17 protein-coding genes and 1 pseudogene are annotated in these 26,013 nt (G+C 71.5%); 13 read left to right on the top strand and 5 right to left on the bottom strand.

Going from position 1 to position 26,013, the window contains the following annotated elements; translation table 11 throughout:
• Positions 1-23 precede the first annotated feature (23 nt).
• Positions 24-1,700, bottom strand: coding sequence for a cellulase family glycosylhydrolase (locus JE024_RS08605; RefSeq protein ID WP_244882702.1), 1,677 nt, complete (start codon positions 1,698-1,700; stop codon positions 24-26).
• A gap of 448 nt (positions 1,701-2,148) precedes the next feature.
• Here JE024_RS08605 and JE024_RS08600 point away from each other — a divergent pair, with 448 nt between their 5' ends.
• The 5 genes from JE024_RS08600 (at position 2,149) to JE024_RS08585 (ending at position 7,734) form a co-directional block, all read left to right on the top strand.
• Entirely contained in the window at positions 2,149-3,468 is a 1,320-nt protein-coding gene (locus JE024_RS08600) for a hemolysin family protein (RefSeq protein WP_205373041.1), read from the top strand.
• Complete coding sequence (locus JE024_RS08595; RefSeq protein ID WP_205373040.1) at positions 3,465-4,487, top strand: hemolysin family protein; 1,023 nt, start codon at positions 3,465-3,467, stop codon at positions 4,485-4,487. The genes JE024_RS08600 and JE024_RS08595 overlap by 4 nt, the downstream gene beginning before the upstream one ends.
• Positions 4,488-4,790: 303 nt before the next feature.
• Positions 4,791-5,135, top strand: a complete 345-nt coding sequence (locus tag JE024_RS40980; protein WP_244882701.1) for an SAV_915 family protein — start codon at positions 4,791-4,793, stop codon at positions 5,133-5,135.
• The gene (lysA, locus tag JE024_RS08590) at positions 5,132-6,544 is read left to right on the top strand and encodes a diaminopimelate decarboxylase (RefSeq protein ID WP_372449780.1); all 1,413 of its coding nucleotides are present in this window, start codon (positions 5,132-5,134) and stop codon (positions 6,542-6,544) included. The genes JE024_RS40980 and lysA overlap by 4 nt, the downstream gene beginning before the upstream one ends.
• Before the next feature lie 179 nt (positions 6,545-6,723).
• Positions 6,724-7,734, top strand: coding sequence for a LacI family DNA-binding transcriptional regulator (locus tag JE024_RS08585; protein WP_205373039.1), 1,011 nt, complete (start codon positions 6,724-6,726; stop codon positions 7,732-7,734).
• Between the two features lie 80 nt (positions 7,735-7,814).
• Here the strand turns inward: JE024_RS08585 and JE024_RS08580 are convergent, their stop codons facing one another.
• Both JE024_RS08580 and JE024_RS08575 read right to left on the bottom strand, forming a co-directional pair.
• On the bottom strand, positions 7,815-8,234 hold the full coding sequence (locus JE024_RS08580) for a PIN domain nuclease (RefSeq protein ID WP_205373038.1): 420 nt from the start codon (positions 8,232-8,234) through the stop codon (positions 7,815-7,817).
• A complete protein-coding gene (locus JE024_RS08575) occupies positions 8,234-8,410 on the bottom strand; it encodes a hypothetical protein (RefSeq protein WP_244882699.1) in 177 nt (58 codons plus the stop codon). The genes JE024_RS08580 and JE024_RS08575 overlap by 1 nt, the downstream gene beginning before the upstream one ends.
• Positions 8,411-8,719: 309 nt before the next feature.
• Between JE024_RS08575 and JE024_RS08570 the strand changes: the two genes are divergently transcribed.
• The 7 genes and pseudogenes from JE024_RS08570 to JE024_RS08540 all read left to right on the top strand — a co-directional run bounded on the left by JE024_RS08570 (position 8,720) and on the right by JE024_RS08540 (position 23,125).
• Positions 8,720-12,142 (top strand): CARDB domain-containing protein, encoded by a 3,423-nt coding sequence (locus tag JE024_RS08570; protein ID WP_205373037.1) that lies wholly within the window; start codon positions 8,720-8,722, stop codon positions 12,140-12,142.
• Positions 12,143-12,348: 206 nt separating this feature from the next.
• Entirely contained in the window at positions 12,349-16,635 is a 4,287-nt protein-coding gene (locus JE024_RS08565) for a discoidin domain-containing protein (protein ID WP_205373036.1), read from the top strand.
• A 107-nt stretch (positions 16,636-16,742) separates the two neighbouring features.
• Positions 16,743-17,738, top strand: a pseudogene (locus JE024_RS08560) (LacI family DNA-binding transcriptional regulator); the annotation flags it as partial.
• A 270-nt stretch (positions 17,739-18,008) separates the two neighbouring features.
• Positions 18,009-19,424, top strand: a complete 1,416-nt coding sequence (locus tag JE024_RS08555; protein ID WP_205373034.1) for an extracellular solute-binding protein — start codon at positions 18,009-18,011, stop codon at positions 19,422-19,424.
• A 140-nt stretch (positions 19,425-19,564) separates the two neighbouring features.
• A complete protein-coding gene (locus JE024_RS08550) occupies positions 19,565-20,524 on the top strand; it encodes a carbohydrate ABC transporter permease (RefSeq protein ID WP_205373033.1) in 960 nt (319 codons plus the stop codon).
• Between the two features lie 16 nt (positions 20,525-20,540).
• On the top strand, positions 20,541-21,416 hold the full coding sequence (locus tag JE024_RS08545; protein ID WP_205373032.1) for a carbohydrate ABC transporter permease: 876 nt from the start codon (positions 20,541-20,543) through the stop codon (positions 21,414-21,416).
• A gap of 104 nt (positions 21,417-21,520) precedes the next feature.
• Positions 21,521-23,125, top strand: a complete 1,605-nt coding sequence (locus JE024_RS08540) for a glycoside hydrolase family 13 protein (protein ID WP_205373031.1) — start codon at positions 21,521-21,523, stop codon at positions 23,123-23,125.
• Between the two features lie 429 nt (positions 23,126-23,554).
• Here the strand turns inward: JE024_RS08540 and JE024_RS08535 are convergent, their stop codons facing one another.
• Together JE024_RS08535 and JE024_RS08530 are read right to left on the bottom strand one after the other, a co-directional pair.
• The gene (locus JE024_RS08535) at positions 23,555-24,283 is read right to left on the bottom strand and encodes a DinB family protein (RefSeq protein WP_205373030.1); all 729 of its coding nucleotides are present in this window, start codon (positions 24,281-24,283) and stop codon (positions 23,555-23,557) included.
• Positions 24,284-24,347: 64 nt separating this feature from the next.
• Positions 24,348-25,361 carry a TerC family protein gene (locus JE024_RS08530; RefSeq protein WP_205373029.1) on the bottom strand — a complete coding sequence of 338 codons (1,014 nt, stop codon included), beginning with the start codon at positions 25,359-25,361 and terminating at the stop codon, positions 24,348-24,350.
• Between the two features lie 197 nt (positions 25,362-25,558).
• Between JE024_RS08530 and JE024_RS08525 the strand changes: the two genes are divergently transcribed.
• Positions 25,559-26,011: a BlaI/MecI/CopY family transcriptional regulator gene (locus JE024_RS08525; protein WP_205373028.1), complete on the top strand. Its 453-nt coding sequence runs from the start codon at positions 25,559-25,561 to the stop codon at positions 26,009-26,011.
• Positions 26,012-26,013 lie beyond the last annotated feature (2 nt).

Raw genomic sequence — 26,013 nt, 5'->3', positions numbered from 1 at the left:
GCGGTGTGCCGCGGTGCGCGGTGTCAGGCCGCGGCGCAGGTGCCGCCGTTGAGCGTGAACGCGGCCGGGGCCGGGTTCGACGCGCCCTTGGTGCCGATGAAGCCGATCGTGACCGACCCGTTCGGGGCGATCGTCGACGTGTACGAGGCGGGGGAGACGCTCACCGTGCCGCCGGTCTGCGCGGCGGTGCCGCCCCACATGTTGGCGACGGTCTGCCCGCCGGTGAAGGCGAAGCCCAGCTTCCAGTTGCTGACGGCCGCGGTGCCGGTGTTGCGCACCGTGATCTCGCCCTGGAAGCCGCCCTGCCACTCGCCCACCACCCGGTAGCCGACCGCGCAGCCGGCGCCGGGCGTGCCGCCCGTCTGCGTGGTGAGCTGCACCGTCGCGGAACGCGCCGAGCGGTTGCCGGCCGCGTCGCGGGCGTAGACGGCGAAGGTGTAGGCGGTGCCGGCGGTCAGGCCGGTGACCGTGACCCGGGGGGTGACCGAGGAGGCGGCCTGCGTCTCGGTGGTGCCGCTGACGCGCACCACGTCGTAGCCGGTGACACCGACGTTGTCGGTGGACGCCGCCCAGGCGAGGGTCGCGGAGTCGGCGGTCACGGCCGAGGCGGCCGGGGCGCCGGGCGCGGTCGGCGCCTGGTCGTCACCGGTGGCGCCGCCGAAGACGGTCGCCTCCTTCGACGTCTGGGCGATCCCGTTCACACCGTTGAAGATGCGCTCGCCCCACGAGCTGAGACGGCTCGGGTCGAAGTCGATGACCAGGTCGAGGATCGGGTCGGTGTTGCCGCTCCAGGACCAGGCGAGGTAGCCGAGGTCGAGCCGCTCGGCGGCGGCCATCATGGTGTCCTCGTCGGGGTCGCCCCACTGGTCCCCCGGACCGCCGAACTCGCCGATGAGGATGGGCAGCCCGGACGCGACGAAGCCGTCGAGGTAGTCGTTGATCTCCTGCGCCGTGTCGAAGACGCTGTACATGTGGATGGAGAAGATCAGGTTGCCGGTCGTGTCGGCGTCGTACACGGCCTGGGCGTTGGCCTTCATCACGCCCTGCCAGTCCTGGCCCCAGTTGGGGGCGTCGACCATGATCGTGTGCTGGAAGCCGGCCGTGCGCAGCTTCTTCACGGCGGCGATCGTCGGTTCGGTCCAGCCGGCCGGGTCGGTGTTGCCCCAGGGCTCGTTGCCGATGTTGACGATGACGTAGTCCTCCTCGCCGTCGAGGACGTCCTTGAGCCCGATCCAGTAGTCGGCGGCGTGGTCCAGCGTGCCGGCCGCGGCGTCCTCGCCGTAGCCCGTGGTGTCGTGCACCTCCAGCACGCAGATCAGCCGGTTGGCCTTGCAGTCCGCGACGACGGCGGCCACGTCCGCGGGGCTGTTCTCGGACCAGCGGTGGCCGTCGGAGAGGACGACCCGGACGCTGTTGGCGCCCTTGGCCTTGATGTCGGCGAGGGACTGCGTCTCGCCCGGGTACCAGGTGTGCGCGTGGTTGACGCCGCGCATCACGAAGTCGTTGCCGTTCGCCTCCAGCAGGCGCCCGTCGCTGATGTGCAGGCCGGTCGCGAGCGCCGCGGCCGTCCTGGCCTGCGCGGCGCCGGCGCCGAAGGCGCCGAGGAGGACGAACCCGACGAGGGTGGCCAGCCCCGTCAGCAGGGATACGGCGGTGCGGGACCGTGTCGTTCGGGTACGCGTCGTGCTTCTCGTTCTCACTGAGACTCCAGAAGGTGGGCGCCGGATCGAGGTCGAAGGCGTGCGTGGGAGCGCTCCCATTCGTGATGCCATGGGTGTGGGAGCGCTCCCATGAAGTCACCCTGCCGGGAACACGTCAAGACTTTGGACAGCCCGCTCCGTGGTCGGACCGCTCCGGCGGCCCCGGCCTCCTGGCCGGAACTCGACCCTCGCGTCCGACTCCGCGCGGGACCGTGCCCGTGCGGGGACGCGGCGCGTTCCCCGGGGCGTCCGCCGGGCGGTGCGGCGTGGCGCGCCGAGCGGACACCAACGGGCCGCATACGTGTCGGGAACAATGCGGAGGGTCCATGCGTTGACCGGATTCAGCCATCACCGAAGGAGTCTCCTTGTCCGCCAGACCGACGGACCCCCCGGGACACAGTCCCGGACCACTTCGCCATGAGCGCGGCGCGCGGCGAGGTGGTGTTCGATGAGTGCCGCGCTCGGCCTGCTGGCCGTCTTCGTCCTCACCCTCGGCACGGGGTACTTCGTCGCCCAGGAGTTCGCCTATGTCGCCGCCGACCGCCTGGCCCTCGCCAGGGAGGCCGAGGCCGGTGACAAGCGCGCCGCCCGTGCCCTGAAGGTGCTGGAGCGGCTCTCGTTCATGCTCTCCGGCGCCCAGCTCGGCATCACCGTCACCGGACTGGTCGTCGGCTTCCTGGCCGAACCCTCCGTGTCGGCCCTGCTGCGGCCCGCGCTGGAGGGGGCGGGACTGTCCGGCGCGGCCGTCTCGGCCGTCTCCGTGGTCCTCGCCTTCGTCCTCGCCACCGTGCTCCAGATGGTGATCGGCGAGCTGGCCCCGAAGAACCTCGCCCTGGCCGTGCCCGAGCGCCTGGCGAAGTCCCTGGCGCCCTCCACCCTGCTGTACCTGCGGATCGTCGGCCCCGTCGTGCACGTCTTCGACGGCGCGGCGAACCGGCTGCTGCGCAGGATCGGCATCGAACCGGTGGAGGAGCTGCACCACGGCGCCACCCTCGAGGAGCTCAGCCACCTGATCGGCGAGTCGCACGAGCAGGGGCACCTGCCGGCGGCCACCGCCGAGCTGGTCGACCACGCGGTGGAGTTCTCCGAGCGCACGCTCGGCCAGGTCATGGTCCCGCGCGCGGACGCCGTCTTCGTGCACCAGGACGCCACGGCCACCGAGGCCGTCGGACTGATCGCGCGGCACGGGCACTCCAACTACCCGGTCTTCGGCAACCACCCGGACGACATCGCCGGCGTCCTCGGCGTGCGCGAGCTGATGCGCCTGCCCGAGGCCCGCTTCGCGGCCACCAGCGCCGGTGCGGTCTCCCGCAGCCCGCTGCTGCTGCCCGACACCCTGCCGCTGCCCGACGCGGTGGCGCAGATGCGCGACCGCGACGACGAGTTCGCGGTCGTCCTGGACGAGCACGGCGGCGTCGCCGGCATCGTCACCTACGAGGACATCGCGGAGGAGCTCGTCGGGGACATCGCCGACGAGAGCGACACCGTCGTCCACCTCGCCGTCGCCGACGGCGACGGCTGGCTCGTCGACGCCGGGCGCCGCCTGGACGAGATCGAGGACGCCACCGGCGTCGCCCTCCCCGAGGAGGACGACTACGACACCGTCGCCGGTCTGATCATCGACCGGCTGGGGCGGTTCCCGGCCATCGGTGACCGCCTCACCGTCGACGGCGTACGCCTCGACGTCCTCACGCTGGACCGGCACGTGCCCGAGCGGGTGCGCCTGACCCCGGTCGAGCGGCCCGCGGCCGAGGAGGCGCAGGCATGAGTTTCCCGATGGCCCTCTTCGTCACCGTCCTCCTGCTGATCGGCAGCGGCTTCTTCGTCGCCGCCGAGTTCGCGCTCGTCGCCGCCAAACGCCACCGCGTGGAGAAGGCGGTCGCCGAGGGCAGGCGCGGCGCCAAGGCCGCACTCGCCGGCATGCGGGAGCTGTCCCTGATGCTGGCCGGCGCCCAGCTCGGCATCACCATCTGCACCCTGGGGCTGGGCTCGATCTCCAAGCCCGCGATCTCGCACCAGCTCGACCCGCTCCTGCACGACCTGGGGCTTCCCAGCGGGGTGAGCTACGGCATCGCGTTCGCCGTCGCCATGATCGTCGTCGTCTTCCTCCACATGGTGGTCGGCGAGATGGCGCCCAAGTCCTGGGCGATCGCGCACCCCGAGCGGTCCGCGATGCTCCTGACACCGGCGTTCCGCGCCGTGGTCAAGACGGTCCGCCCGCTGATCTGGATCCTCAACCGGGTCAGCAACGCCCTGGTGCGCCTGTGCCGGGTGCAGCCCCGGGACGAGCTGGCCGCGGTCCACAACCGCGAGCAGCTCACCCACCTGGTGCGGGAGTCGGAGCGGCTGGGCCTGATCAACCACACGGACTCCGAGCTGATCACCCGCTCGCTGACCGAGCCGCAGACGCCGGTCGCCGAGCTGCGCATCCCGGCCGCCGACATCGTGCGGGTCCCGGCGGACGCCGGGCTGGACGCGATCCTGGCGACGGCGGCCGGGGCCGACCGCTCGCGGCTGATCGTCGTGGACGGCGACACGGTCCTCGGCTCGGTCCACGCGCGGGACGCGCTGGTCGCCCGGACCCGCGGACGGGCCGTCTCGGCCCGCGAGCTGGCCCGCCCCGTCCCCGAGCTGCGCTCCGGGGACAGCGTCTCCCACGCGGTCGAGCAGCTCCGCTGGAACCGTGCCTCGCTGGCCCTCGTCCGGGACGACGACGGCACGCTCACGGGTCTGATCAGCCTCGACGACCTCCTGGTCCGCCTGATGGGCGCCCCCGCCGCCCGCTGACCGCCGGTCCGCCCCCGCGGCCTCCCCTCGCGCCCGTGGCGCGGGCGGGAGGCCGCGGCCGTTGGGGGCGGCGGCGCTCCCGGCCCGGGGGCGATCCCGCGCCCCCTCGCGCCCGTCCGCCGGGCCGCCGCGTCAGGGGCGTGTATGCGGTCCCGGGCCTCCGCGTCAGGCCCGCGTATGCGTCCCGGGCCTCCGCGTCAGGGGCGTGTCAGGGGCGGGTCCCCGGTGCGGATCTCCGGCTTAGCGTCGGAGCACGCCCCGGCACGGTTGTGCCGGGCCGTCGCTTCGTCCTTGGAGGAACCCATGGCAGACACCGTGTACGGAGACGATCCGGAACCTGGGGAACGGATCCCGGCCGGGTGGCTGTGCGTCCCCGTCCGGCCGGGTGTCCACGGGTGTGCGGCCCGTCTCTTCCGCACGCCGGTGGGGGAGCGGACGGCCGTCGCCTTCACCGGCCCGGCGCGCCTGCGGGCCGCCCTCGGCGCCGCCCACCCCTGGATCCCGCTCTCCGAGCCGGCCCTGCGCGCGCTCGTCGCCCCGCTCGGGGTGACCAGGCTGACCCTGGACCCGCAGCTCACCGCGCCCGCCCCGGCCCCGGTCGCCCCCTTCGTCCCCGCGCCCCGGCCCCCGGCCGCGCTCGCCCGGTGAACGCGATCCCCGTGAACCCGATCCCGGTGACGACGCCGCCCGAGAACACGCCACCCGAGAACACGGCACCCGAGGACACGGCCCCCGCGACCGCACCCCCGGGCCCGGACGCCCTCTCCGTGTGGCCGGGGAGCGCGCGGGAGGAGGCGGACGGGCGGGTGCTCGTCGGCGGGGTGGGGCTGGAGACCGTCGCCGCGCGGTACGGCACACCCGTGTACGTCCTGGACGAGGCCGAGGTGCGCGCACGCTGCCGCGCCTACCGGGGGGCGTTCCCCGGCGCCTGTGTCCACTACGCCGCCAAGGCGTTCCTGTGCCGGGCGTTCGCCCGCTGGGTCGAGGAGGAGGGCCTCGGGCTGGACGTCTGCTCGGCCGGGGAGCTGGAGCTCGCGGTCGCCGCGGGATTCCCGGCCGGGCGGATCCTCTTCCACGGCAACGCGAAGTCTCCGGAGGACCTGCGCGCCGCGCTCCGTCACGGTGTGGGCCGGGTCGTGATCGACGATCCCGTGGAGATCGCCCGGCTGGCGGCCACCGTGGACCCGGGCCGCCGGCAGGGGGTGATGCTGCGGGTGACGCCGGACGTCGCCGCCGGGGCCCACCCCAAGATCCGTACCGGCGGGGAGGGCCAGAAGTTCGGCCTGTCCCTGCGGGACGGCCACGCCCGGCACGCGATCGCCCGCATCCTCGACCAGCCGCGGCTCCGCCTCACCGGTCTGCACTGCCATCTGGGGTCGCAGATCACCGACGTCGCCCCGTACCTGGTGGCCGTGCGGCGGCTGGTCGGCCTGATGTCCCGGGTGCGGGACGCGCACGGCGTCCTGCTGCCCGAGCTCGACATCGGCGGCGGCCACGGCATCGCCTACCGGCCGGGGGACCCGGTGCTGGACCCCGCCGAACTCGGCCGCAGGGTGCGCGCCGAACTGGCCGCCGGCTGCGCGCGGGCCGGACTGCCGGTGCCCCGGCTGGTCGTCGAACCGGGCCGCGCGGTGAGCGGTCCGGCGGGTGTGGCGGTCTACCGGGTCCTCGCGGTGAAGCGCGGCCCGCGCCGCACCTTCGTCGCGGTGGACGGCGGGATGAGCGACAACCCCCGGCCGGCGCTCTACGGGGTGCGCTACGCGCCCCGGCTGCTGGGGCGCCCACCGGCGGAGGTGGCCGAGACGGAGACGGTGACCGTGGTGGGCCGGCACTGCGAGGCCGGTGACGTGCTCGCCGAGGACGTGCCGCTGCCGGTCGGCGTCCGCCCCGGCGACCTGCTGGCACTGCCCGCGGCCGGCGCGTACCACCTGTCCATGGCCTCCTCGTACAACCTCGTCGGCCGCCCTCCGGTGGTGGCCGTCGCGGACGGGGCGGCGCGACTGCTCGTCCGCCGGGAGACGGCGGCCGACCTCCGGCAGCGCGACGTCGGCCTCTGAGGCCGCCGGCCGGGGTCCGGCCGTTCCGCCACCACTGATGCCGCCCGGGCCCGGCGTCCGGCCGTCCGCCACCAATGAGGCCGCCCGCTCCCTCCCCTCCGCCCCGCGGGGCCGGGGCGGAGGGGAGGGAGCAGACGCTCCCGGCAAGGTATTGCGCGGTTTGCACTAGCCTTGCGCGGGTGACGCGACGACTTGCTCAGGTGGCGAAGAAGGTTGGGGTCTCGGAGGCCACGGTGTCCCGGGTGCTCAATGGGAAGCCGGGTGTGTCGGAGGCGACGCGGCAGTCGGTTCTGACGGCTCTGGATGTGTTGGGTTATGAGCGGCCGACGCAGTTGCGGGGTGAGCGTGCGCGGTTGGTGGGGTTGGTGCTGCCGGAGTTGCAGAATCCTATTTTTCCGGCGTTTGCCGAGGTGATCGGTGGTGCGTTGGCTCAGCAGGGGTTGACGCCGGTGCTGTGTACGCAGACGAAGGGGGGTGTGTCCGAGGCGGATTATGTGGAGTTGCTGTTGCAGCAGCAGGTGTCGGGTGTGGTGTTCGCGGGTGGGTTGTTCGCTCAGGCGGACGCGCCTCATGAGCATTACCGTCTGCTTGCGGAGCGTCGTATCCCGGTGGTGCTGGTGAACGCGGCGATCGAGGGGCTGGACTTCCCGTGTGTGGCGTGTGACGACGCGGTGGCGGTGGAGCAGTCGTGGCGGCATCTGGTGTCGCTGGGGCACGAGCGGATCGGCCTCGTCCTCGGCCCGACCGACCACATCCCCTCCCGCCGGAAGCTCGCCTCGGCCGAGCGGACGGCGAAGGCCCTCGGCTCCGCGCTCCGGCCGGAGTTCGTGGAGCGGTCGATGTTCTCGCTGGAGGGCGGTCAGGCGGCCGCCTCGCGGCTGCTGGAGCGGGGTGTGACGGGGATCGTGTGCGCGAGTGACCCGCTGGCGCTGGGGGCGGTGCGGGCGGCGCGCAGGAGGGGTCTGTCGGTGCCGGGGGACGTGTCGGTGGTCGGTTACGACGACTCGGCGTTCATGACGTGCACGGAGCCGCCGCTGACCACGGTGCGCCAGCCGATCGAGGCGATGGGCCGGGCCGCGGTCGAGCTGCTGGCCACCCAGATCGACGGCAGCGACGTGCCCCACAGCGAGCTCCTCTTCGAGCCCGAACTCGTCGTCCGCGGCTCCACCGCCCAGGCCGCCGGCGCGTAGCTGCGCGCCGGCAGCCTGCGCGCGCCCCGGCGGGTCCGCCGCGCGGCGTTCACCGGGCTGCCGTGCCGGGAGGCCTTCCGTCAGCGATCGGCGGTGCCGGGCGGGACGACCCACTCGGCGGCCTGTCCGGTGAGGGAGACGATCATGTCGAAGTCGCCGTCGTAGTGGAGCACCGTCAGCCGGTTCGCCTCCGCGATCGCCGCGATCAGGAGGTCGGGCAGTGACAGCGCGCGGTGGAAGCCGGCGTCGAGGGCGTGCCGCTGGATGTCCAGGGCTCGTGCGAAGGTCTCGTCGTCCGCGCGCACGTAGTCGAAGGCGCGGAGCCAGGTGCTGATGCGCAGGGCCTCCGCGCTGTCCCGCGCGGAGTGCACCATCTCGTACTCGGTCGGCCGGCAGACGGCGAGCAGGCAGCGCTCGTGAAGGGGCCCCGGCACGGTCTTCACGGCGGGCTTCGTCCAGCGTGCCAGGGCGGACTTGTCGGTCGGATACCGGTCCTGCATCAGGCGGCGTTGCCCTCGTCCTGAGAGGTGCCGTGCTTGAGCGAGCCGTCGGTGTTCCGTGGGCCGGTGGTCTCGACGATCTCGCTGAAGTCGAGTGCGCCGGCGTCCATGGCGTCGAAGAACTCCTGCCGCGTCGGCGACCCGGTGAAGCGCGTCCGCGCAGCCCTCTGCCCCACGGCAGGGGGCTTCTTCGTGTGCGCCTCCAAGTGCCTCTGCGTACCGAACCGTTGACAAAGTCGATACCTGGTAGAAACCTGTCACCTCGGCGCTGCAAAAGATTGACTGAATCACTCAACTTTTTGATTCACGGCGTTTCAGGGTTCACCAGGGCTTCGCCGACGCCTGGTGAGCCCGCCATCGTCCACCAGGCACACCCGTCACGAGCGCCCCGCTGTCCCGCCCGCTTCGACGCCGCCGGCGTGGGAGTGCGGGGGAGCGGGGCCGCACGGCCGGGCGCGCCCAGGGAAAGGGAACGAGAGGGCCTCATGAGAGGGACACATCACGGCCGGCGCTTCTTCGCCGGCCTGGTGACGACCGGTCTGGTCGCGGTCGGGCTGCTGCCGGTGGCGGCCCACGCCGCCGACGGACAGAACCTTGCGCTCGGCAGACCGGCCACGGCCGGCGCATCGCATGCCGGCTACCCGGCCGGCAACGTCACCGACGGCAGCCAGGCCTCCTACTGGGAGGGGCCGCTCGGCTCGTTCCCCCAGTGGGTGCAGATCGACCTCGGCAGCGCGGTCGACGTCGACGAGGTGGTGCTGAAGCTCCCCTCGTCGTGGGAGGCGCGCACCGAGACCCTCAGCGTCCAGGGCAGCACCGACGGCAGCGCGTTCAGCACGCTGTCCGCCGCCGCGGGCCGGGCCTTCTCCCCGGGCTCCGGCAACGCGGTCAGCCTCGACGTGGACGCGACCGCGCGCTTCATACGGGTACAGGTCACCGGCAACACGGGCTGGAACGCCGCCCAGTTGTCGGAGGTGGAGATCTACGGCGAGGGCGGCGGCGGCCCCGACCCGGGCGATCCGCCCCCGGCCGGGACCAACCTCGCCTTGCGCAAGCCGATCGAGGCGTCGTCGCACACCCAGACCTACGTCGCGGCCAACGCCAACGACGACAGCACCAGCAGCTACTGGGAGGCGAGCGGCCAGCCGTCGACGCTGACCGTGAAGCTGGGCGCGGACGCCGACCTGTCCGGCGTCGTCCTCAAGCTGAACCCCGACGCCGCCTGGGGCACCCGCACGCAGAGCATCCAGGTGCTCGGCCGCAAGGCCGGTGAGACGGCGTTCGTGTCGCTCAAGGACCGGGCGGACTACGTCTTCAACCCGGCGTCCAACCAGAACACCGTCAACATCGCGGTGTCCGGCCGGTACGCCGATGTGCGCCTCCAGTTCTTCGGCAACACCGGCGGGGGCGGCGGCCAGGTGGCCGAGTTCCAGGTCGTCGGCGCGGCCGCGCCCGCTCCCGACCTGACCGTCACCGATCTGACCTGGTCCCCCTCCGCCCCCTCGGAGACGGACACGGTCACGGTCGACGCCACCGTGCGCAACACCGGCACCGCCGCGTCGCCCGCGACGACGGTGAACGTCAGCCTCGAAGGTGCCGCCGCCGGCAGCGCGGCCGTCGGGGCGCTGGCGGCCGGGGCGTCCGTGAAGGTCCCCGTCCAGGTGGGCAAGCGCGCCATGGGCAGCTACACCGTCTCCGCGGTCGTCGACCCCACGGACACGGTCGCCGAACTGGACAACACCAACAACAGCCGCACCGCCGCCGCCAAGCTGGTGGTCGGCCAGGCGCCCGGACCGGACCTCGCGGTCACGGGCATCACCACCAACCCGTCCAGCCCGGCCGTCGGCGCCACCGTCGGCTTCACCGTCGCGGTGCACAACCGCGGCACCACCGCGGTGCCCGCCGGATCCGTCACCCGGCTCACCGTCGGCTCCACCACCCTGAACGGCACCACCGGCGCCGTCGCCGCGGGTGCCACGGCCAACGTCGCCATCAGCGGAAGCTGGACCGCCACCAGCGGCGGCGCCACGCTCACCGCGACGGCCGACGCCACCGGCACGGTCGCGGAGACCAACGAGAACAACAACACCTTCGCCCGCTCCCTGGTCGTCGGACGCGGCGCCGCCGTGCCGTACACCGAGTACCAGGCGGAGGACGGACGCCACAACGGCACCCTGCTCCAGGCGGACGCCAAGCGCACCTTCGGGCACACCAACTTCGCCACCGAGTCCTCCGGCCGGAAGTCGGTCCGCCTGAACTCCACCGGTCAGTACGTGGAGTTCACCTCCACCAGCGCCTCGAACTCGATCGTCGTGCGCAACTCGATCCCCGACGCGGCGGCCGGCGGCGGCCAGGAGGCGACCATCAGCCTCTACGCCGACGGGCAGTTCGTCCGCAAGATCAACCTGTCCTCGAAGCACAGCTGGCTCTACGGCAGCACCGACGACCCGGAGGGCCTGACCAACCGCCCCGGCGGTGACGCCCGCCGGCTGTTCGACGAGTCGCACGCCCTGCTGACCCAGACCTACCCGCAGGGCACGGTGTTCCGCCTCCAGCGCGACGCCGGTGACGGCGCCGCCTTCCACATCATCGACTCGATCGACCTGGAGCAGGTCGCGGCGCCGGCCGCCAAGCCCGCCGAGTGCGTCTCCATCACCACCTACGGCGCGGTCCCGAACGACGGGATCGACGACGCGGACGCCATCCAGCGCGCCGTCACGGCCGACCAGAAGGGCGAGATCCCCTGCGTGTGGATCCCGGCCGGCCAGTGGCGCCAGGAGAAGAAGATCCTCACCGACGACCCGCTGGACCGGGGTCAGTTCAACCAGGTGGGCATCCGTGACGTCACCGTCCGCGGCGCCGGCATGTGGCACTCGCAGCTCTACTCGCTGACCCCGCCGCACCAGGCGGGCGGCATCAACCACCCGCACGAGGGCAACTTCGGCTTCGACATCGACCACAACACCAAGATCTCCGACATCGCCATCTTCGGCTCGGGCACCATCCGCGGCGGCGACGGCAACGCGGAGGGCGGTGTCGCCCTCAACGGCCGCTTCGGCAAGGACACGAAGATCAGCAACGTCTGGATCGAGCACGCCAACGTGGGCGCCTGGGTCGGACGCGACTACTCCAACATCCCCGAGCTGTGGGGGCCGGGCGACGGCGTCGAGTTCAGCGGCGTCCGGATCCGCAACACCTACGCCGACGGCGTCAACTTCGCCAACGGCACCCGCAACTCCACCGTCTACAACTCCTCCTTCCGCAACACCGGCGACGACGCGCTGGCCGTGTGGGCCAGCAAGTACGTCAAGGACACCTCCGTCGACGTCGGCCACGACAACCACTTCCGCAACAACACGATCCAGCTCCCGTGGCGGGCCAACGGCATCGCGGTCTACGGCGGTTACGGCAACACGATCGAGAACAACCTGATCTCCGACACCATGAACTACCCGGGGATCATGCTGGCCACCGACCACGACCCGATCCCGTTCTCCGGCCAGACCCTGATCGCCAACAACGGTCTGTACCGCACCGGCGGGGCGTTCTGGAACGAGGACCAGGAGTTCGGCGCGATCACCCTGTTCGCGCAGGGCCCCGACATCCCGGGTGTCACCATCCGTGACACGGACATCCACGACTCCACCTACGACGGCATCCAGTTCAAGACCGGCGGCGGCGCCATGCCGAACGTCCGGATCAGCAACGTGACCATCGACAAGTCCAACAACGGGTCCGGAATCCTCGCCATGGGCGGCGCCCGCGGCAGCGCGACCCTGTCGAACGTCACCATCACCGGCTCGGCCGAGGGCGACGTCCTCGTCGAACCCGGCTCGCAGTTCGTGATCAACGGCTCCGCCGGAGCGGCGGCCGTGCCGGCGCACCAGCGGCAGGCACTGCGCTACTGACCGCACGCCCTCCGGCGCCCGGCCCCCGCCGGGCGCCGGAGGGCGGCGTCCCGGAGCACCGTGCCGCCCGTCCACCGCGGGCGGCACGGACCCGCACCCCGTCCCACCCCCACCGGTGCGCGTGCCGCACGCCCGCGCGCCGTGTCCACCCGTCCGAGAACAGACCGTGCCCCGCCCGACCGCGGCGGGGCCGAGATCGGGGACGTATGAGATCCCGCAAGGTCGCGTCACGGGCCATGTGCGCCGTGCTGGCCACCAGCCTCCTGTCACTGGGGGGCCCGCTGCTGTCCGCCGCCTCGGCGGCAGGCGGGCCCAACATCGCGGTGGGCGACCCGGCCGCCGCGAGCAGCTCCCACAACGAGTACGGCGCCGCCAACGTCACCGACGGCAACCAGGGCACCTACTGGCAGAGCGCCGGCAACGGCCTCCCCCAGTGGGTCCAGACGGACCTCGGGGCCACGGCACGCATCGACGAGGTCGTGCTCAAGCTCCCCGCCGGATGGGAGAGCCGCACCCAGACCCTGGCGGTGCAGGGCAGCGCCGACGGCACGAGCTTCGCCACGCTCAAGGCGTCGGCGGCGTACTCCTTCACCCCCGGCGCGGGCAACACCGTCACCATCGCCTTCCCGGCGACCCAGACCCGGTTCGTCCGGATCGCGGTCACCGCCAACACCGGCTGGGCGGCGGCCCAGCTCTCCGAGCTGGAGGTGCACGCGGCGGGGGAGTCCTCGGTCAACCTCGCGCGCGGCCGGACCTTCACCGCCAGCAGCCACACCGAGGTCTACACCGCGGGCAACGCGGGCGACGGCAACAAGGCCACCTACTGGGAGAGCCGCAACAACGAGCTCCCGCAGTGGCTCCAGACCGACCTCGGCTCGGCGGTGCGCGTCGACCGGGCCGTCGTCAAGCTCCCCGACGGCTGGGGCACCCGCAGCCAGACGCTGAAGATCCAGGGCAGCACCGACGGCTCCTCCTTCACCGACCTGACCGCCGCCAAGGCGTACACCTTCGACGCGGGCAACGCGAACACCGCCACCGTCGCCTTCGACGCGGCGACCACCCGCTACCTGCGGGTCCTGGTCAGCGCCAACAGCGTCCAGCCCGGGGCCCAGGTCTCCGAGCTGGAGGTCTACGGCCCCGCGACCGGCGACACCCAGGCGCCGACCGCGCCCGCGAACCTGGCGTTCACCGAGCCGGCCACCGGGCAGATCCGCCTCACCTGGGACGCGTCCACCGACAACACCGCCGTCACCGGGTACGACGTCTACGCCGACGGCAGCCTGCTCACCTCGGTCGCCGGCAACGTCACCACCTTCACGGACAACCGCCCCGCGGGCACCCGGGTCAGCTACTACGTGCGGGCCAAGGACGCGGCGGGCAACCAGTCCGCGAACAGCAACACGGTCACCCGCGCCGGCGACACCGGCGACACCGTGGCGCCGACCGCCCCGGCGAACCTGGCGCTCACCGAGCCGGCGGCCGGGCAGATCCGGCTGGCCTGGGGGGCGTCCAGCGACAACAAGGGCGTCACCGCCTACGACATCTACGCCAACAACAGCCGCAGGGCCACCGTCGCGGGCGACGTGACCACCTGGTCGGAGAGCCGGGCGGCCACGGAGACCGTCACCTACACCGTGCGCGCCAAGGACGCGGCCGGCAACGAGTCCCCGCACAGCAACGCGGTGACCCGCAACGGCAGCGGCGGCAACGGCTCCGACCTGGCGGTCTCCAAGCCCATCAGCGCCTCCTCCGTGATCCACACCTTCGTCGCGGAGAACGCCAACGACAACAACCGCTCGACCTACTGGGAGGGCGGTGCCGGGGCCTACCCGAACACCCTCACCGTCAAGCTCGGCGCCAACGCGGACGTGTCCCGGGTGGTGCTGCGGCTGAACCCCGACTGGGGCCGCCGCACGCAGACGATCCAGGTCCTCGGCCGGGAGCAGAGCGCCTCCGGCTTCACCGGCCTCGTCGCGGCCAGGGAGTACGTCTTCGACCCGGCGGACGGCAACACGGTCACCGTGCCCGTCGACGCCCGGGTGGCCGACGTGCAGCTCCGCATCACCGCCAACAGCGGGTCGAGCGCCGGGCAGATCGCCGACTTCCAGGTGATCGGCACCCCCGCGCCCAACCCCGACCTGGAGGTCACCGGGCTGACGGCGTCGCCCGCGGCCCCGGTCGAGTCGGACGAGATCACCGTCTCGGCCACGGTCCGCAACAGCGGCGCGGCCGCGGCCCCGGCCAGCAGGCTGGCCGTGCGGCTCGGCGGCACCACCGTCGCCACCGCCCAGGTGGGCGCCCTCGCGGCCGGTGCGCAGACCACCGTCCAGGCGTCGATCGGCGCGCGTGACGCGGGCTCGTACCAGCTCGGCGCCCTCGCCGACGAGTCGGGCGCGGTCATCGAGCAGAACGAGACCAACAACGCCTTCACCAGCCCCTCCGCGCTGGTCGTCAAGCCGGTCGCCAGCTCGGACCTGGTCGCCGCGCAGGTCACCACCACCCCGTCCTCCCCGGCCGCCGGTGACTCCGTGACCTTCAAGGTGGCCCTGAAGAACCAGGGCACCGTCGCCTCGGCGAGCGGCGGCCACGGGGTGAGCCTGGCACTGGTCGACTCCCGCGGCACCACCGTGCGCACCTTCACCGGCAGCCACGACGGCGTCATCGCGGCCGGTGCCACGACCGCCCCGGTGAACCTGGGGACCTGGACGGCCGCGAATGGTTCGTACACGCTGAAGGTCACCGTCGCCCCGGACAGCGCCGAGCTGCCGGTCAAGCGGGAGAACAACACCTCCAGCCGGCCGCTGTTCGTGGGACGCGGCGCGAACATGCCGTACGACATGTACGAGGCGGAGGACGGCACCGCCGGCGGCGGCGCGCAGGTCGTCGGCCCCAACCGGACCATCGGCGACATCGCCGGCGAGGCGTCCGGCCGCAAGGCCGTCAGCCTGGACGCCACCGGTGAGTACGTCGAGTTCACCACCCGGGCCAGCACCAACACCCTGGTGACCCGCTTCTCGATCCCGGACGCCCCGGGCGGCGGCGGCATCGACTCCACGATCAACGTCTACGTCAACGGCGTCATGAAGAAGGCGCTGCCGCTCACCTCGAAGTACGCCTGGCTGTACGGTGCCGAGGCGTCGCCCGGCAACTCGCCCGGCTCGGGGGCGCCGCGTCACATCTACGACGAGGCACACATCATGCTCGGCGAGACGGTCCCGGCGGGGTCGAAGATCCGGCTCCAGAAGGACGCTGCCAACACCAGCACCTACGCGATCGACTTCGTCAACCTGGAGCAGGTCGCCCCGGTGGCGAACCCGGACCCGGCCGCGTACACGGTGCCGGCCGGCTTCTCCCACCAGGACGTCCAGAACGCCCTGGACAAGGTGCGGATGGACACCACGGGCACGCTCACGGGCGTGTACCTGCCGCCGGGCGACTACCAGACGGCGAGCAAGTTCCAGGTGTACGGCAAGTCCGTGAAGGTGGTCGGCGCCGGCCCGTGGTACACGAAGTTCCACGCCCCGTCGACGCAGGACAACACCGACATCGGCTTCCGGGCCGACAACACCGCCAAGGGGTCGCTGTTCAAGGGCTTCGCCTACTTCGGCAACTACACCTCGCGCATCGACGGTCCCGGCAAGGTGTTCGACTTCGCCAACGTGTCGGACATGGTGATCGACGACATCTGGAACGAGCACATGGTGTGCCTCTACTGGGGCGCCAACACCGACCGGGTCACGATCAAGAACTCCCGGATCCGGAACATGTTCGCCGACGGCATCAACATGACCAACGGGTCGACGGACAACCTGGTGTCCAACAACGACGCCCGGGCGACCGGTGACGACAGCTTCGCGCTGTTCTCGGCGATCGACGCCGGCGGCGCGGACATGAAGAACAACCTCTACGAGAACCTGACCACCACGCTGACGTGGCGCGCGGCCGGTGTCGCCGTCTACGGCGGCTACAGCAACACCTTCCGCAACATCCACATCGCGGACACCCTGGTCTACTCCGGGATCACCATCTCGTCCCTGGACTTCGGCTACCCGATGAACGGCTTCGGGACCGAGCCGACGACCTTCGAGAACATCTCGATCGTCCGGGCGGGCGGGCACTTCTGGGGCGGGCAGACCTTCCCCGGCATCTGGGTCTTCTCGGCCTCCAAGGTCTTCCAGGGAATCCGGGTGAACAACGTGGACATCGTCGACCCCACGTACAGCGGGGTGATGTTCCAGACGAACTACGTGGGCGGTCAGCCGCAGTTCCCGATCAAGGACACCGTCTTCACCGATGTGACGATCACCGGCGCGCGCAAGAGCGGTGACGCGTTCGACGCCAAGTCCGGCTTCGGTCTGTGGGCGAACGAGATGCCGGAGGCGGGCCAGGGCCCGGCCGTCGGCGAGGTCGTCTTCAACGGTCTGAAGCTGAGCGGCAACGCGGTGGACATCCGCAACACCACGTCCACCTTCAAGATCACGCAGAACCCGTAGGACGGGCCGGCCCCGGTCCTCCGACCGGGGCCGACCGATCGTTTCGAGCCCTCCGAGAGGCGGGAAAAGCGCAAGCGCCTTGCGGTGCTTGCGCTATTCTTGCGTTCATGACGCGACGACTTGCTCAGGTGGCGAAGAAGGTTGGGGTCTCGGAGGCCACGGTGTCCCGGGTGCTCAATGGGAAGCCGGGTGTGTCGGAGGCGACGCGGCAGTCGGTTCTGACGGCTCTGGATGTGTTGGGTTATGAGCGGCCGACGCAGTTGCGGGGTGAGCGTGCGCGGTTGGTGGGGTTGGTGCTGCCGGAGTTGCAGAATCCCATTTTTCCGGCGTTTGCCGAGGTGATCGGTGGTGCGTTGGCTCAGCAGGGGTTGACGCCGGTGCTGTGTACGCAGACGAAGGGGGGTGTGTCCGAGGCGGATTATGTGGAGTTGCTGTTGCAGCAGCAGGTGTCGGGTGTGGTGTTCGCGGGTGGGTTGTTCGCTCAGGCGGACGCGCCTCATGAGCATTACCGTCTGCTTGCGGAGCGTCGTATCCCGGTGGTGCTGGTGAACGCGGCGATCGAGGGGCTGGACTTCCCGTGTGTGGCGTGTGATGACGCGGTGGCGGTGGAGCAGTCGTGGCGGCATCTGGTGTCGCTGGGGCACGAGCGGATCGGCCTCGTCCTCGGCCCGACCGACCACATCCCCTCCCGCCGGAAGCTCGCCTCGGCCGAGCGGACGGCGAAGGCCCTCGGCTCCGCGCTCCGGCCGGAGTTCGTGGAGCGGTCGATGTTCTCGCTGGAGGGCGGTCAGGCGGCCGCCTCGCGGCTGCTGGAGCGGGGTGTGACGGGGATCGTGTGCGCGAGTGACCCGCTGGCGCTGGGGGCGGTGCGGGCGGCGCGCAGGAGGGGTCTGTCGGTGCCGGGGGACGTGTCGGTGGTCGGTTACGACGACTCGGCGTTCATGACGTGCACGGAGCCGCCGCTGACGACGGTGCGCCAGCCGATCGAGGCGATGGGCCGGGCCGCGGTCGAGCTGCTGGCCACCCAGATCGACGGCAGCGACGTGCCCCACAGCGAGCTCCTCTTCGAGCCCGAACTCGTCGTCCGCGGCTCCACCGCCCAGGTCGCGGCGGATCGGCCCGCCGGCGGGCGTTCCACGGCCTCCGAGGGCCGTTCCGGGGCTTCGGGCGCGGCTGCGGGGTGGGTCGCCACCGCGTAGCGGACGTCATCCGGTGCGGTGGGTTCCGCATCGGTCCGACATCGCTCTGTCAAACAATTACGAAATCGGCGCGAGATATTGCGTTCACTTGTTCATGGTGGTTGAGTGTGCGGCGCCCCACAACGCATCGGCGGTGGGGCGCCTTCCTCGTTCATGCTCGAAGGGGATCCACCCATGAGAAGTGCTCGGTTCCGCCGTGTCCGCCGCGCCGGCGTCATGACCCTCGTCTCCGCCCTCTCGCTCAGCGCGCTGGCCGCCTGCGGCACCAGCAGCAGCAGTGACGACGACACGGGGACCAAGAGCAGCGGGTCCTCCGACCCCGCCGCTCCGCTGGACCCGAAGACCAAGGTCACGATCACGATCGACTGCATGCCGCCGACGGCGAAGCAGGCCGAGCTGAAGCAGTGGAAGGAGGACGTCGCCGAGTTCAACAAGACGTACCCCAACGTCACCATCGAGGGCCGCTCCACCCCCGGCCAGTGTCTGGAGCCGCCGCGGTTCACCGCGATGCTCAAGGCCAAGTCCCAGCCCGACGTCTTCTACACCTACTTCACCGACCTGCCCCAGGTGCTCGACAACGCCGGCGCCGAGGACATCACCGCCTACGTCACCGACAAGTCCGTGCCCCTGCTCAAGGACATCGACCCCAACGTGATGGCCTCGCTCAAGCAGGACGGCAAGCTCTACGGCCTGCCCACCAGCAACTACACCATGGGCCTGCTGGTCAACCGGAAGCTCTTCAAGGACGCCGGCCTCGACCCGGACGCTCCGCCGCGCACCTGGGAGGAGGTCCGCACCGCCGCCAAGAAGATCGCGGGTCTCGGCAAGGGCGTCGCCGGCTTCGGCGAGTACAGCGCGGGCAACACCGGCGGCTGGCACTTCACCGCGCAGATGTACAGCGTCGGCGGCGAGGTCGTGGACGCCAGCGGCAAGAAGGCCGCCTTCAACGGCACCCTCGGCAAGCAGGTCGCCGAGAACCTCCACGCCATGCGCTGGGAGGACGACAGCATGGGCAAGACCCAGCTCCTGAAGTGGGGCGACCTCCAGAAGCAGATCGCCACGGACAAGCTGGGCATGTTCCTCGCCGCGCCCGACGACATCGCGTACATGGTCCAGCAGCTCGGCGCCAAGTACGAGAACTTCGGCATGGGCCCGATCCCCGGCGAGCGCAACACCCTCGCCGGCGGCAACGCCTACATGATCAAGAAGGGGATATCCCCCGACAAGGTCAAGGCCGCCATCGCCTGGCTGAACTTCAAGAACCTCAGCGTCGGCAAGGGCCAGTTCGCGTGGGCCCGCACCAAGGCGGACGGCCTGCCCGTCGGTGTCCCGCAGCCCAACTTCTGGCTGAACGCCTCCAAGACCGCCGACGACGAGGCGCGCATCGAGCACGCCACCATGCCGGTCGAGAACTTCCGCTCCTTCATGGACAACCCCGTCGCCGGCAAGGCCGAGCCGCCGAAGGCGCAGGAGGTCTACAAGGTCCTCGACAACGTGATGTCCGGCATCCTCACCAACAAGGACGCCGACATCGACAAGCTGCTCGCCACCGCCGAGCAGCAGGTCAACCAGGTCCTCGCCAACCAGTGACCGGCTCCCGGCGGGGACGGGCGGCGGCCCGTCCCCGCCGGGACCACCCGGCGTCCGGGCGTCCCGCGCCCGCCCCGCCCCGTGCGGGGCTCCCCTCCGTGCTGGACCACTACCAGGCAGACCCGTACCAAGGAGCAACGATGTCGGCCCCCAGCCTGACCCCGAGCAAGGCGGCCAACCACCGCCGCAATCCGCCCCGTGCGGCCGGCCCCGCGCCGTCCGGAGGCCGCTTCGCCAAGAGCCTGAAGCGCAACCTCACGGCCCACGGCTTCCTCATCGGCGCGGTGCTCTGCTTCGCGGTCTTCTCCTGGTACCCGATGGTCCGGGAGTTCTTCCTCGCCTTCCAGAAGACCGACGGCGGCACGACGACCTGGGTGGGCCTGGACAACCTCACCACCGTCGTCAACGACCCGGCGTTCTGGCAGGCATGGCGCAACACCGCGCTGTTCACCGTGCTCGCGCTGGTGCTCGGCTTCGCCGTCCCGTTCGCCGCGGCCGTCGTCATCAACGAGTTCCACCACGGACAGGGCTACCTCCGGCTGCTGGTCTACCTGCCGGTGATGCTCCCGCCGGTCGCCGCGGTGCTGCTCTTCAAGTACCTGTACGACCCGGGCTACGGACTCCTCAACGAACTCTTCGGAGTCTTCGGACTGCCCGAACAGCAGTGGCTCCAGGACCCGGACATCTCGATGTTCGCGGTCGTCGTCGCCTCCACCTGGATGAACATGGGCGGCGCCACCCTGATCTACCTCGCCGCGCTCCAGGGCATCCCCGGCGAGCTCTACGAGGCGGCCGAACTGGACGGCGCCGGGATCCTCCGCAAGATCTGGCACGTCACCATCCCGCAGACCCGGCTGATCCTGTCACTGATGCTGCTGATGCAGGTCATCGCCACCATGCAGGTGTTCGTCGAGCCGTTCCTGCTGACCGGCGGCGCCGGCCCCGAGGGCTCGACCACCACCGTCGTCTACCTGATCTACCAGTACGCCTTCAACTTCAACAACTACGGTGCCGCGGCGGCGCTCGGCCTGCTCCTGCTCGTACTGCTCGCCGGATTCTCGGCGGCGTACGTCAAGCTCAGCCGCGCCGAGGACGAGTAGGACCGGGAGAACAGCCATGTCCACACGCACGCTCATCTCGCCGGCCCAGCTTTCCAGGCCCCGCGGCAAGAGGCTCTACTGGGTGACCTTCGCCGCCGTCGTGGCGGTCTTCACCCTGGTGTTCCTCGGCCCCCTGTACTGGCTCGTCTCCAGCGGTTTCAAGGACGCCCAGGAGGTCATCCAGACCCCGCCGACGCTGGTGCCCGGCTCCTTCGAACCGGAGAACTACAGCCGCGCCTGGGAGGTCATGGACCTCGCCAGCCTGCTGTTCAACACGCTGTACTACGCCTTCGGCGCGCTCGCCTTCCAGCTCGTCTTCGACGTCGCCGCGGCCTACTCGCTCTCCAAGCTCCGCCCGGTCCTCGGCAAGGCCATCCTCGGCATGATGCTGGCCACGCTGATGATCCCCGCCACCGTCCTGGTGGTGCCCCAGTACCTCACCGTGCTCGACGTGCCGATCATCGAGCGCAACCTGCTGAACTCGCCCTGGGCGATCTGGCTCCCGTCGGTGACCAACGCCTTCAACATCTTCCTGCTGAAGCGGTTCTTCGACTCGATCCCCAAGGAACTGCTGGACGCCGCCTCCATGGACGGCGCGCGGCCCATGCGGATCCTGTGGTCGATCGTGCTGCCGATCTCGCGGCCCATCCTCGGAGTGGTGTCCATCTTCGCCGTCGTCGGCGTGTGGAAGGACTTCCTCTGGCCGATGCTCACCCTGCCCGACCCGACGAAGCAGACGCTCAACGTCGGCATCTACTCCCTCTCCAACGGCGTCCCCGTGAACGTGCTCATCGCCGCGCTCACCATCGCCTCGATACCCACGCTGCTCATCTTCCTGGTCTTCCAGCGGAACATCATGAGCGGCCTCACCGCGGGCGGACTCAAGGGCTGAGACCCCGTCCCGCCCGTCACCTCCCCAGCCTTCGCCGCCGGCCCGTCCGATGCCCCGCTTCCGGGCCGGCGGCGAAGATCCACTCTGCCCGAAAGGACCGTCACGTGGCAGCCCCCGACCCCCAGCACACCGACGACTGGTGGCGCGACGCCGTCATCTACCAGGTGTACCCACGCAGCTTCGCCGACGGCGACGGCGACGGCACCGGGGACCTCGCGGGAGTCCGGGCCAGACTGCCGTACCTCGCCGAACTGGGCGTCGACGCGGTGTGGTTCACGCCCTGGTACCTCTCCCCGCTGGTCGACGGCGGATACGACGTGGCCGACTACCGCACGATCGACCCCGCCTTCGGCACCCTCGCCGAGGCGGAGAAGCTGATCGCCGAGGCCCGGCAGCTCGGCATCCGCACCATCGTCGACATCGTGCCCAACCACATCTCCGACCAGCACGCCTGGTTCCGGGCCGCCCTCGCCGCGGGGCCCGGCAGCCCCGAGCGCGAGCTCTTCCACTTCCGGCCGGGCCGCGGCGAGAACGGCGAACTCCCGCCCAACGACTGGCCCTCCCAGTTCGCCGGCCCGACCTGGACCAGGGTCCCCGACGGCGAGTGGTACCTCCACCTCTTCACGCCCGAGCAGCCGGACCTCAACTGGTCCCACCCCGCCGTCCGCCGGGAACACGAGGACGTGCTCCGCTTCTGGTTCGAACGCGGTGTCGCCGGCGTCCGCATCGACTCCGCCGCCCTGCTCGCCAAGGACCCGGCGCTGCCCGACTTCACCGAGGGCGTCGACCCCCACCCGTACATCGACCAGGACGAACTCCACGACGTCTACCGCTCCTGGCGTGCCATCGCCGACGAGTACGGCGGTGTGTTCGTCGGCGAGGTGTGGCTGCCCGACGCCGAGCGCTTCGCCCGCTACCTGCGCCCCGACGAACTGCACACCGCGTTCAACTTCAGCTTCCTCGCCTGCCCGTGGGACCCGGACCGGCTGCGCCGCTCGATCGACGACACCCTCGCCGAGCACGCGCCGGTCGGCGCCCCGGCGACCTGGGTGCTGTGCAACCACGACGTGACCCGCACCGCCACCCGCTACGGACGTGCCGACACCGCCTTCGACTTCGCCACCAAGGCCTTCGGCACCCCGAGCGACCTGGAGCTCGGCACCCGCCGCGCCCGGGCCGCCGCCCTGCTGAGCCTGGCCCTGCCCGGCTCCGTCTACGTGTACCAGGGCGAGGAACTGGGCCTGCCCGAGGCCGACATCCCCCTCGACCGCATCGAGGACCCGATGCACTTCCGCTCCGAGGGCAGGGACCCGGGCCGTGACGGCTGCCGGGTGCCGCTGCCCTGGGAGGCGGACGCCCCCTGGTGCGGATTCGGCTCCGAGACCGAGCCGTGGCTCCCGCAGCCCGAGGGCTGGGCGCGCTACGCGGCCGACCGGCAGTCGGCGGACCCCGGCTCGATGCTGGCGCTCTACCGCGAGGCGCTGCGGCTGCGGCGCACCGAGGCGGGCTTCGGCGACGGGCCGCTGACCTGGCTCCCCGCACCCGAGGGCGTCCTCGCCTTCGCCCGGGGCGACGGGCTGCTGTGCGTGGTCAACCTCTCCCCGGACCCCGTGGAGCCGCCCGCCCACACCACCCGGCTGCTGACCAGCGGCCCGCTCGACGACCAGGGCCGGCTGCCGTCGGACACGGCGCTCTGGCTCCGCGCCTGACCCGCCGTCCGACCCGGCGGTCCGGGCCGCGTGCCTGGCGGGCTCGCCGTAACCGGCCGGTCGGGCCGTGCGCTCGGCCTGCCGGCTGTACCCGGTGGGTCGGGCCGTGTGCCTGGCGGGCCCGCCGTAACCGGCCGGTCGGGCCGTGCGCTCGGCCTGTCGGCTGTACCCGGTGGGTCGGGCCGTGCGCCTGGTCCGTCGCAGGTACCCGGCAGGCCGGGCCACCGGCCCGGCCCGCCCGCACCCGTGGAGCGGGGCAACCTGCCGCCTCCGTCTCCTGACCGGCGGAGCGGCTCCCCCCGTCTCCGCCCGACGCCCTGCCGCCGCCCCGCCCGGGGCGGCGGCAGGGCGTCCGTACGCCAACGCCCCGGGGCCGGCCGTCCGGCTCCCACCGGCCCGGGGCGCCCCGGCCGAGCGGCCGGGGCGCCGTCAGCCGGGCGTGCCCGCACCCGTGGAGCGGGCCCGCCACAGGTCGCGCAGCACCGCGATCTCGGCCATGTGGTGGATGAACTCCAGATTGGCGCCCGCCACCACCGTGATGTACGGGTCGTCGGGATCCGATCCGTACGGGTACTGCGAGAAGCCGACCGTGTCCAACTGCTCCTCGGTGACGGCCCCCACGCTCTCCCGCCAGCGGTCGATCGTCGCCCAGAAGCGCTCCAGGGCCAGGGAGGCGGACGGCGTGAAGTCGACCAGCTCGTGCGGATCCCGCCGCCGCCCGCCGAACGTCCACTCCCACTCGCCCGCGAAGCACGAGTGCAGGTGCGCCAGCCGCCAGGCGATCGTGGTGACCGGCACCACGTCGGGCTCCGGCACACCTTCGAACGCCAGCACCTCCTCGACCCGGGCGGTGCTCACGCTCCAGTCCTCGGCGATCTTCTCGATCGTCATCCCGCCCGCGGCCTGCCGGGCGACCTCCGCGTACTCGCTCGCCGGGATGTCCGCGGCGCCCTTGTCGATCACCCACGCGCCCGGGCCGTAGGCCCGAGGGGTCACCGCCTCCTCGCGGCGCCGGATCGACCAGCAGCCGGCCACCGGCTCCCACAGGTGCTCCTCGTCGCCGAGCCCCTCCAGCCGCACCCGGGCCATCTCCCGCGCCTGGTCGAACTGGTCGAGCAGCGCTCCCAGCCGGTCGGTCCGTACTCCGTCGGTCTCCATGCGGCAGGCTCCCGCCCTCTCGTGGCTCCGTGACTCCGTGACGACAGGGACGGAAGGTAGTGGATCACTCCGGCGTGCGCGAGCGCATTGATGCCCCCTCCGCCTCCGCCTTCGCTTCCGCCTCCGCCCTCTCCGTCCGCTTCGACGCGACGAGGCTGGTGACCGTCGTGACGACCAGCACGCCGAAGATGACGCCGAGCGAGACCGGGAGGGAGACCTCCGGGACGTCCAGGCTCGTCGTCTCGTGGAGGCCGTGCAGCACGAGCTTGACGCCGATGAAGGCGAGGATGACGGACAGGCCGTACGACAGGTGCACCAGCTTCTTCAGCAGACCGGCGATGAGGAAGTAGAGCTGCCGCAGCCCCATCAGCGCGAAGGCGTTGGCGGTGAAGACGATGTACGGGTCCTGGGTCAGGCCGAAGATCGCCGGGATCGAGTCGACCGCGAAGAGCAGGTCCGTGACGCCGATCGCCAGCATGACGATCAGCATCGGCGTGGCCAGCCGCTTGCCGTTCTCGCGGACGAACATCTTCGTGCCGTGCCACTGATCGGTGGAGGGCAGGCGCCGTTCGACGGCCTTCATCAGGCGGCCCTCCTCCCATTCCTCGTCCTGCTCACCGGCGCGGGCCTCCTGGATCAGCTTCCAGGCGGTCCAGATGAGGAACGCGCCGAAGAGGAAGAAGACCCAGGCGAACGAGTTGATCGCGGCGGCGCCCAGGGCGATGAACACGGCGCGCAGGACCAGCGCGATGAGCACGCCGATCATCAGTACGCGCTGCTGGTAGATCGACGGGACCGCGAACTTCGCCATGATCAGCACGAAGACGAAGAGGTTGTCGACGCTGAGCGACTTCTCGGTGACGTAGCCGGCGAAGAACTCGCCCGAGGCCTGTGCGTCGCCCCAGATCAGCAGGCCCGCACCGAAGAGGGTGGCGAGGGCGATCCAGACGGCGCTCCAGATCCCCGCCTCCTTGATCGAGACGTCGTGCGGCTTGCGTCCGCCGATGAAGAAGTCGGCGGCGACGAGCACGCACAGACCCACAACGGTGAGCACCCACATGGTCGTTGAGACGTTCAACGCTGATCCCTTCCTGGGGAGTGCCCCACAGTACGCGGAAGGCCAAGAAAGGGTAAAGAAACGGCAAGGAAGGTGGCCTGGTGGCCGATTTTCACAGGGCCCCGCGCCCGCGCCCGATCGGCCCCCCGGCGCGTCAGTACGATGGGCGGGCTCCGGCGCCCTCCGCGCCGGGCGGACACCGGCGGGAGGGACGAGCGATGGCGGACCGCGACGAGGACGGCACGGCCGCGGGACCCCGGCGCCGCCGGCAGGGCGAGCTGGAGGGCCAGGTGCTCGCCGTCCTGCGGCAGGCTCCGGGCCCGGTCAACACGGCCTGGGTGCAGGACCGGCTCGGCGGCACCCTCGCCTACACCACAGTGATCACCATCCTGACCCGCCTCCAGGCCAAGGGAGCGGTCACCCGAGAGCGCGAGGGCCGGTCCTTCGCCTGGACGGCGACCGCCGACGAGGCGGGCCTCGCCGCCCTGCGGATGCGCAGGGTGCTCGACGCGGAGGCCGACCGCGAGGCCGTGCTCGCCAGCTTCGTCACCGGCCTCGCGCCCGGGGACGAGGAACTGCTGCGCGGCCTGCTGACCCGGACCGGCGACGAGCCCGAGCCCCGGACGGCCGGCGCCCCGCTGCCCGCCGACGAGGGCGAAGAGGAGCGCTGACC

It is taken from the genome of Streptomyces zhihengii (genome assembly GCF_016919245.1).
GTDB lineage: Bacteria > Actinomycetota > Actinomycetes > Streptomycetales > Streptomycetaceae > Streptomyces > Streptomyces zhihengii.
The sequence above is the reverse complement of the archived record's forward strand: the minus strand, read 5'-3'. Positions and strand labels throughout refer to the sequence as shown.

Coding starts and splice junctions, on each gene's coding strand:
- JE024_RS08545 (WP_205373032.1), top strand. CDS start 20,541: ATGTCCACACGCACGCTCATCTCGCCGGCCCAGCTTTCCAGGCCCCGC.
- JE024_RS08550 (WP_205373033.1), top strand. CDS start 19,565: ATGTCGGCCCCCAGCCTGACCCCGAGCAAGGCGGCCAACCACCGCCGC.
- JE024_RS08580 (WP_205373038.1), bottom strand. CDS start 8,234: ATGCAGGACCGGTATCCGACCGACAAGTCCGCCCTGGCACGCTGGACG.
- JE024_RS08600 (WP_205373041.1), top strand. CDS start 2,149: ATGAGTGCCGCGCTCGGCCTGCTGGCCGTCTTCGTCCTCACCCTCGGC.
- JE024_RS08525 (WP_205373028.1), top strand. CDS start 25,559: ATGGCGGACCGCGACGAGGACGGCACGGCCGCGGGACCCCGGCGCCGC.
- JE024_RS08555 (WP_205373034.1), top strand. CDS start 18,009: ATGAGAAGTGCTCGGTTCCGCCGTGTCCGCCGCGCCGGCGTCATGACC.
- JE024_RS08535 (WP_205373030.1), bottom strand. CDS start 24,283: ATGGAGACCGACGGAGTACGGACCGACCGGCTGGGAGCGCTGCTCGAC.
- JE024_RS08570 (WP_205373037.1), top strand. CDS start 8,720: ATGAGAGGGACACATCACGGCCGGCGCTTCTTCGCCGGCCTGGTGACG.
- JE024_RS40980 (WP_244882701.1), top strand. CDS start 4,791: ATGGCAGACACCGTGTACGGAGACGATCCGGAACCTGGGGAACGGATC.
- JE024_RS08595 (WP_205373040.1), top strand. CDS start 3,465: ATGAGTTTCCCGATGGCCCTCTTCGTCACCGTCCTCCTGCTGATCGGC.
- JE024_RS08565 (WP_205373036.1), top strand. CDS start 12,349: ATGAGATCCCGCAAGGTCGCGTCACGGGCCATGTGCGCCGTGCTGGCC.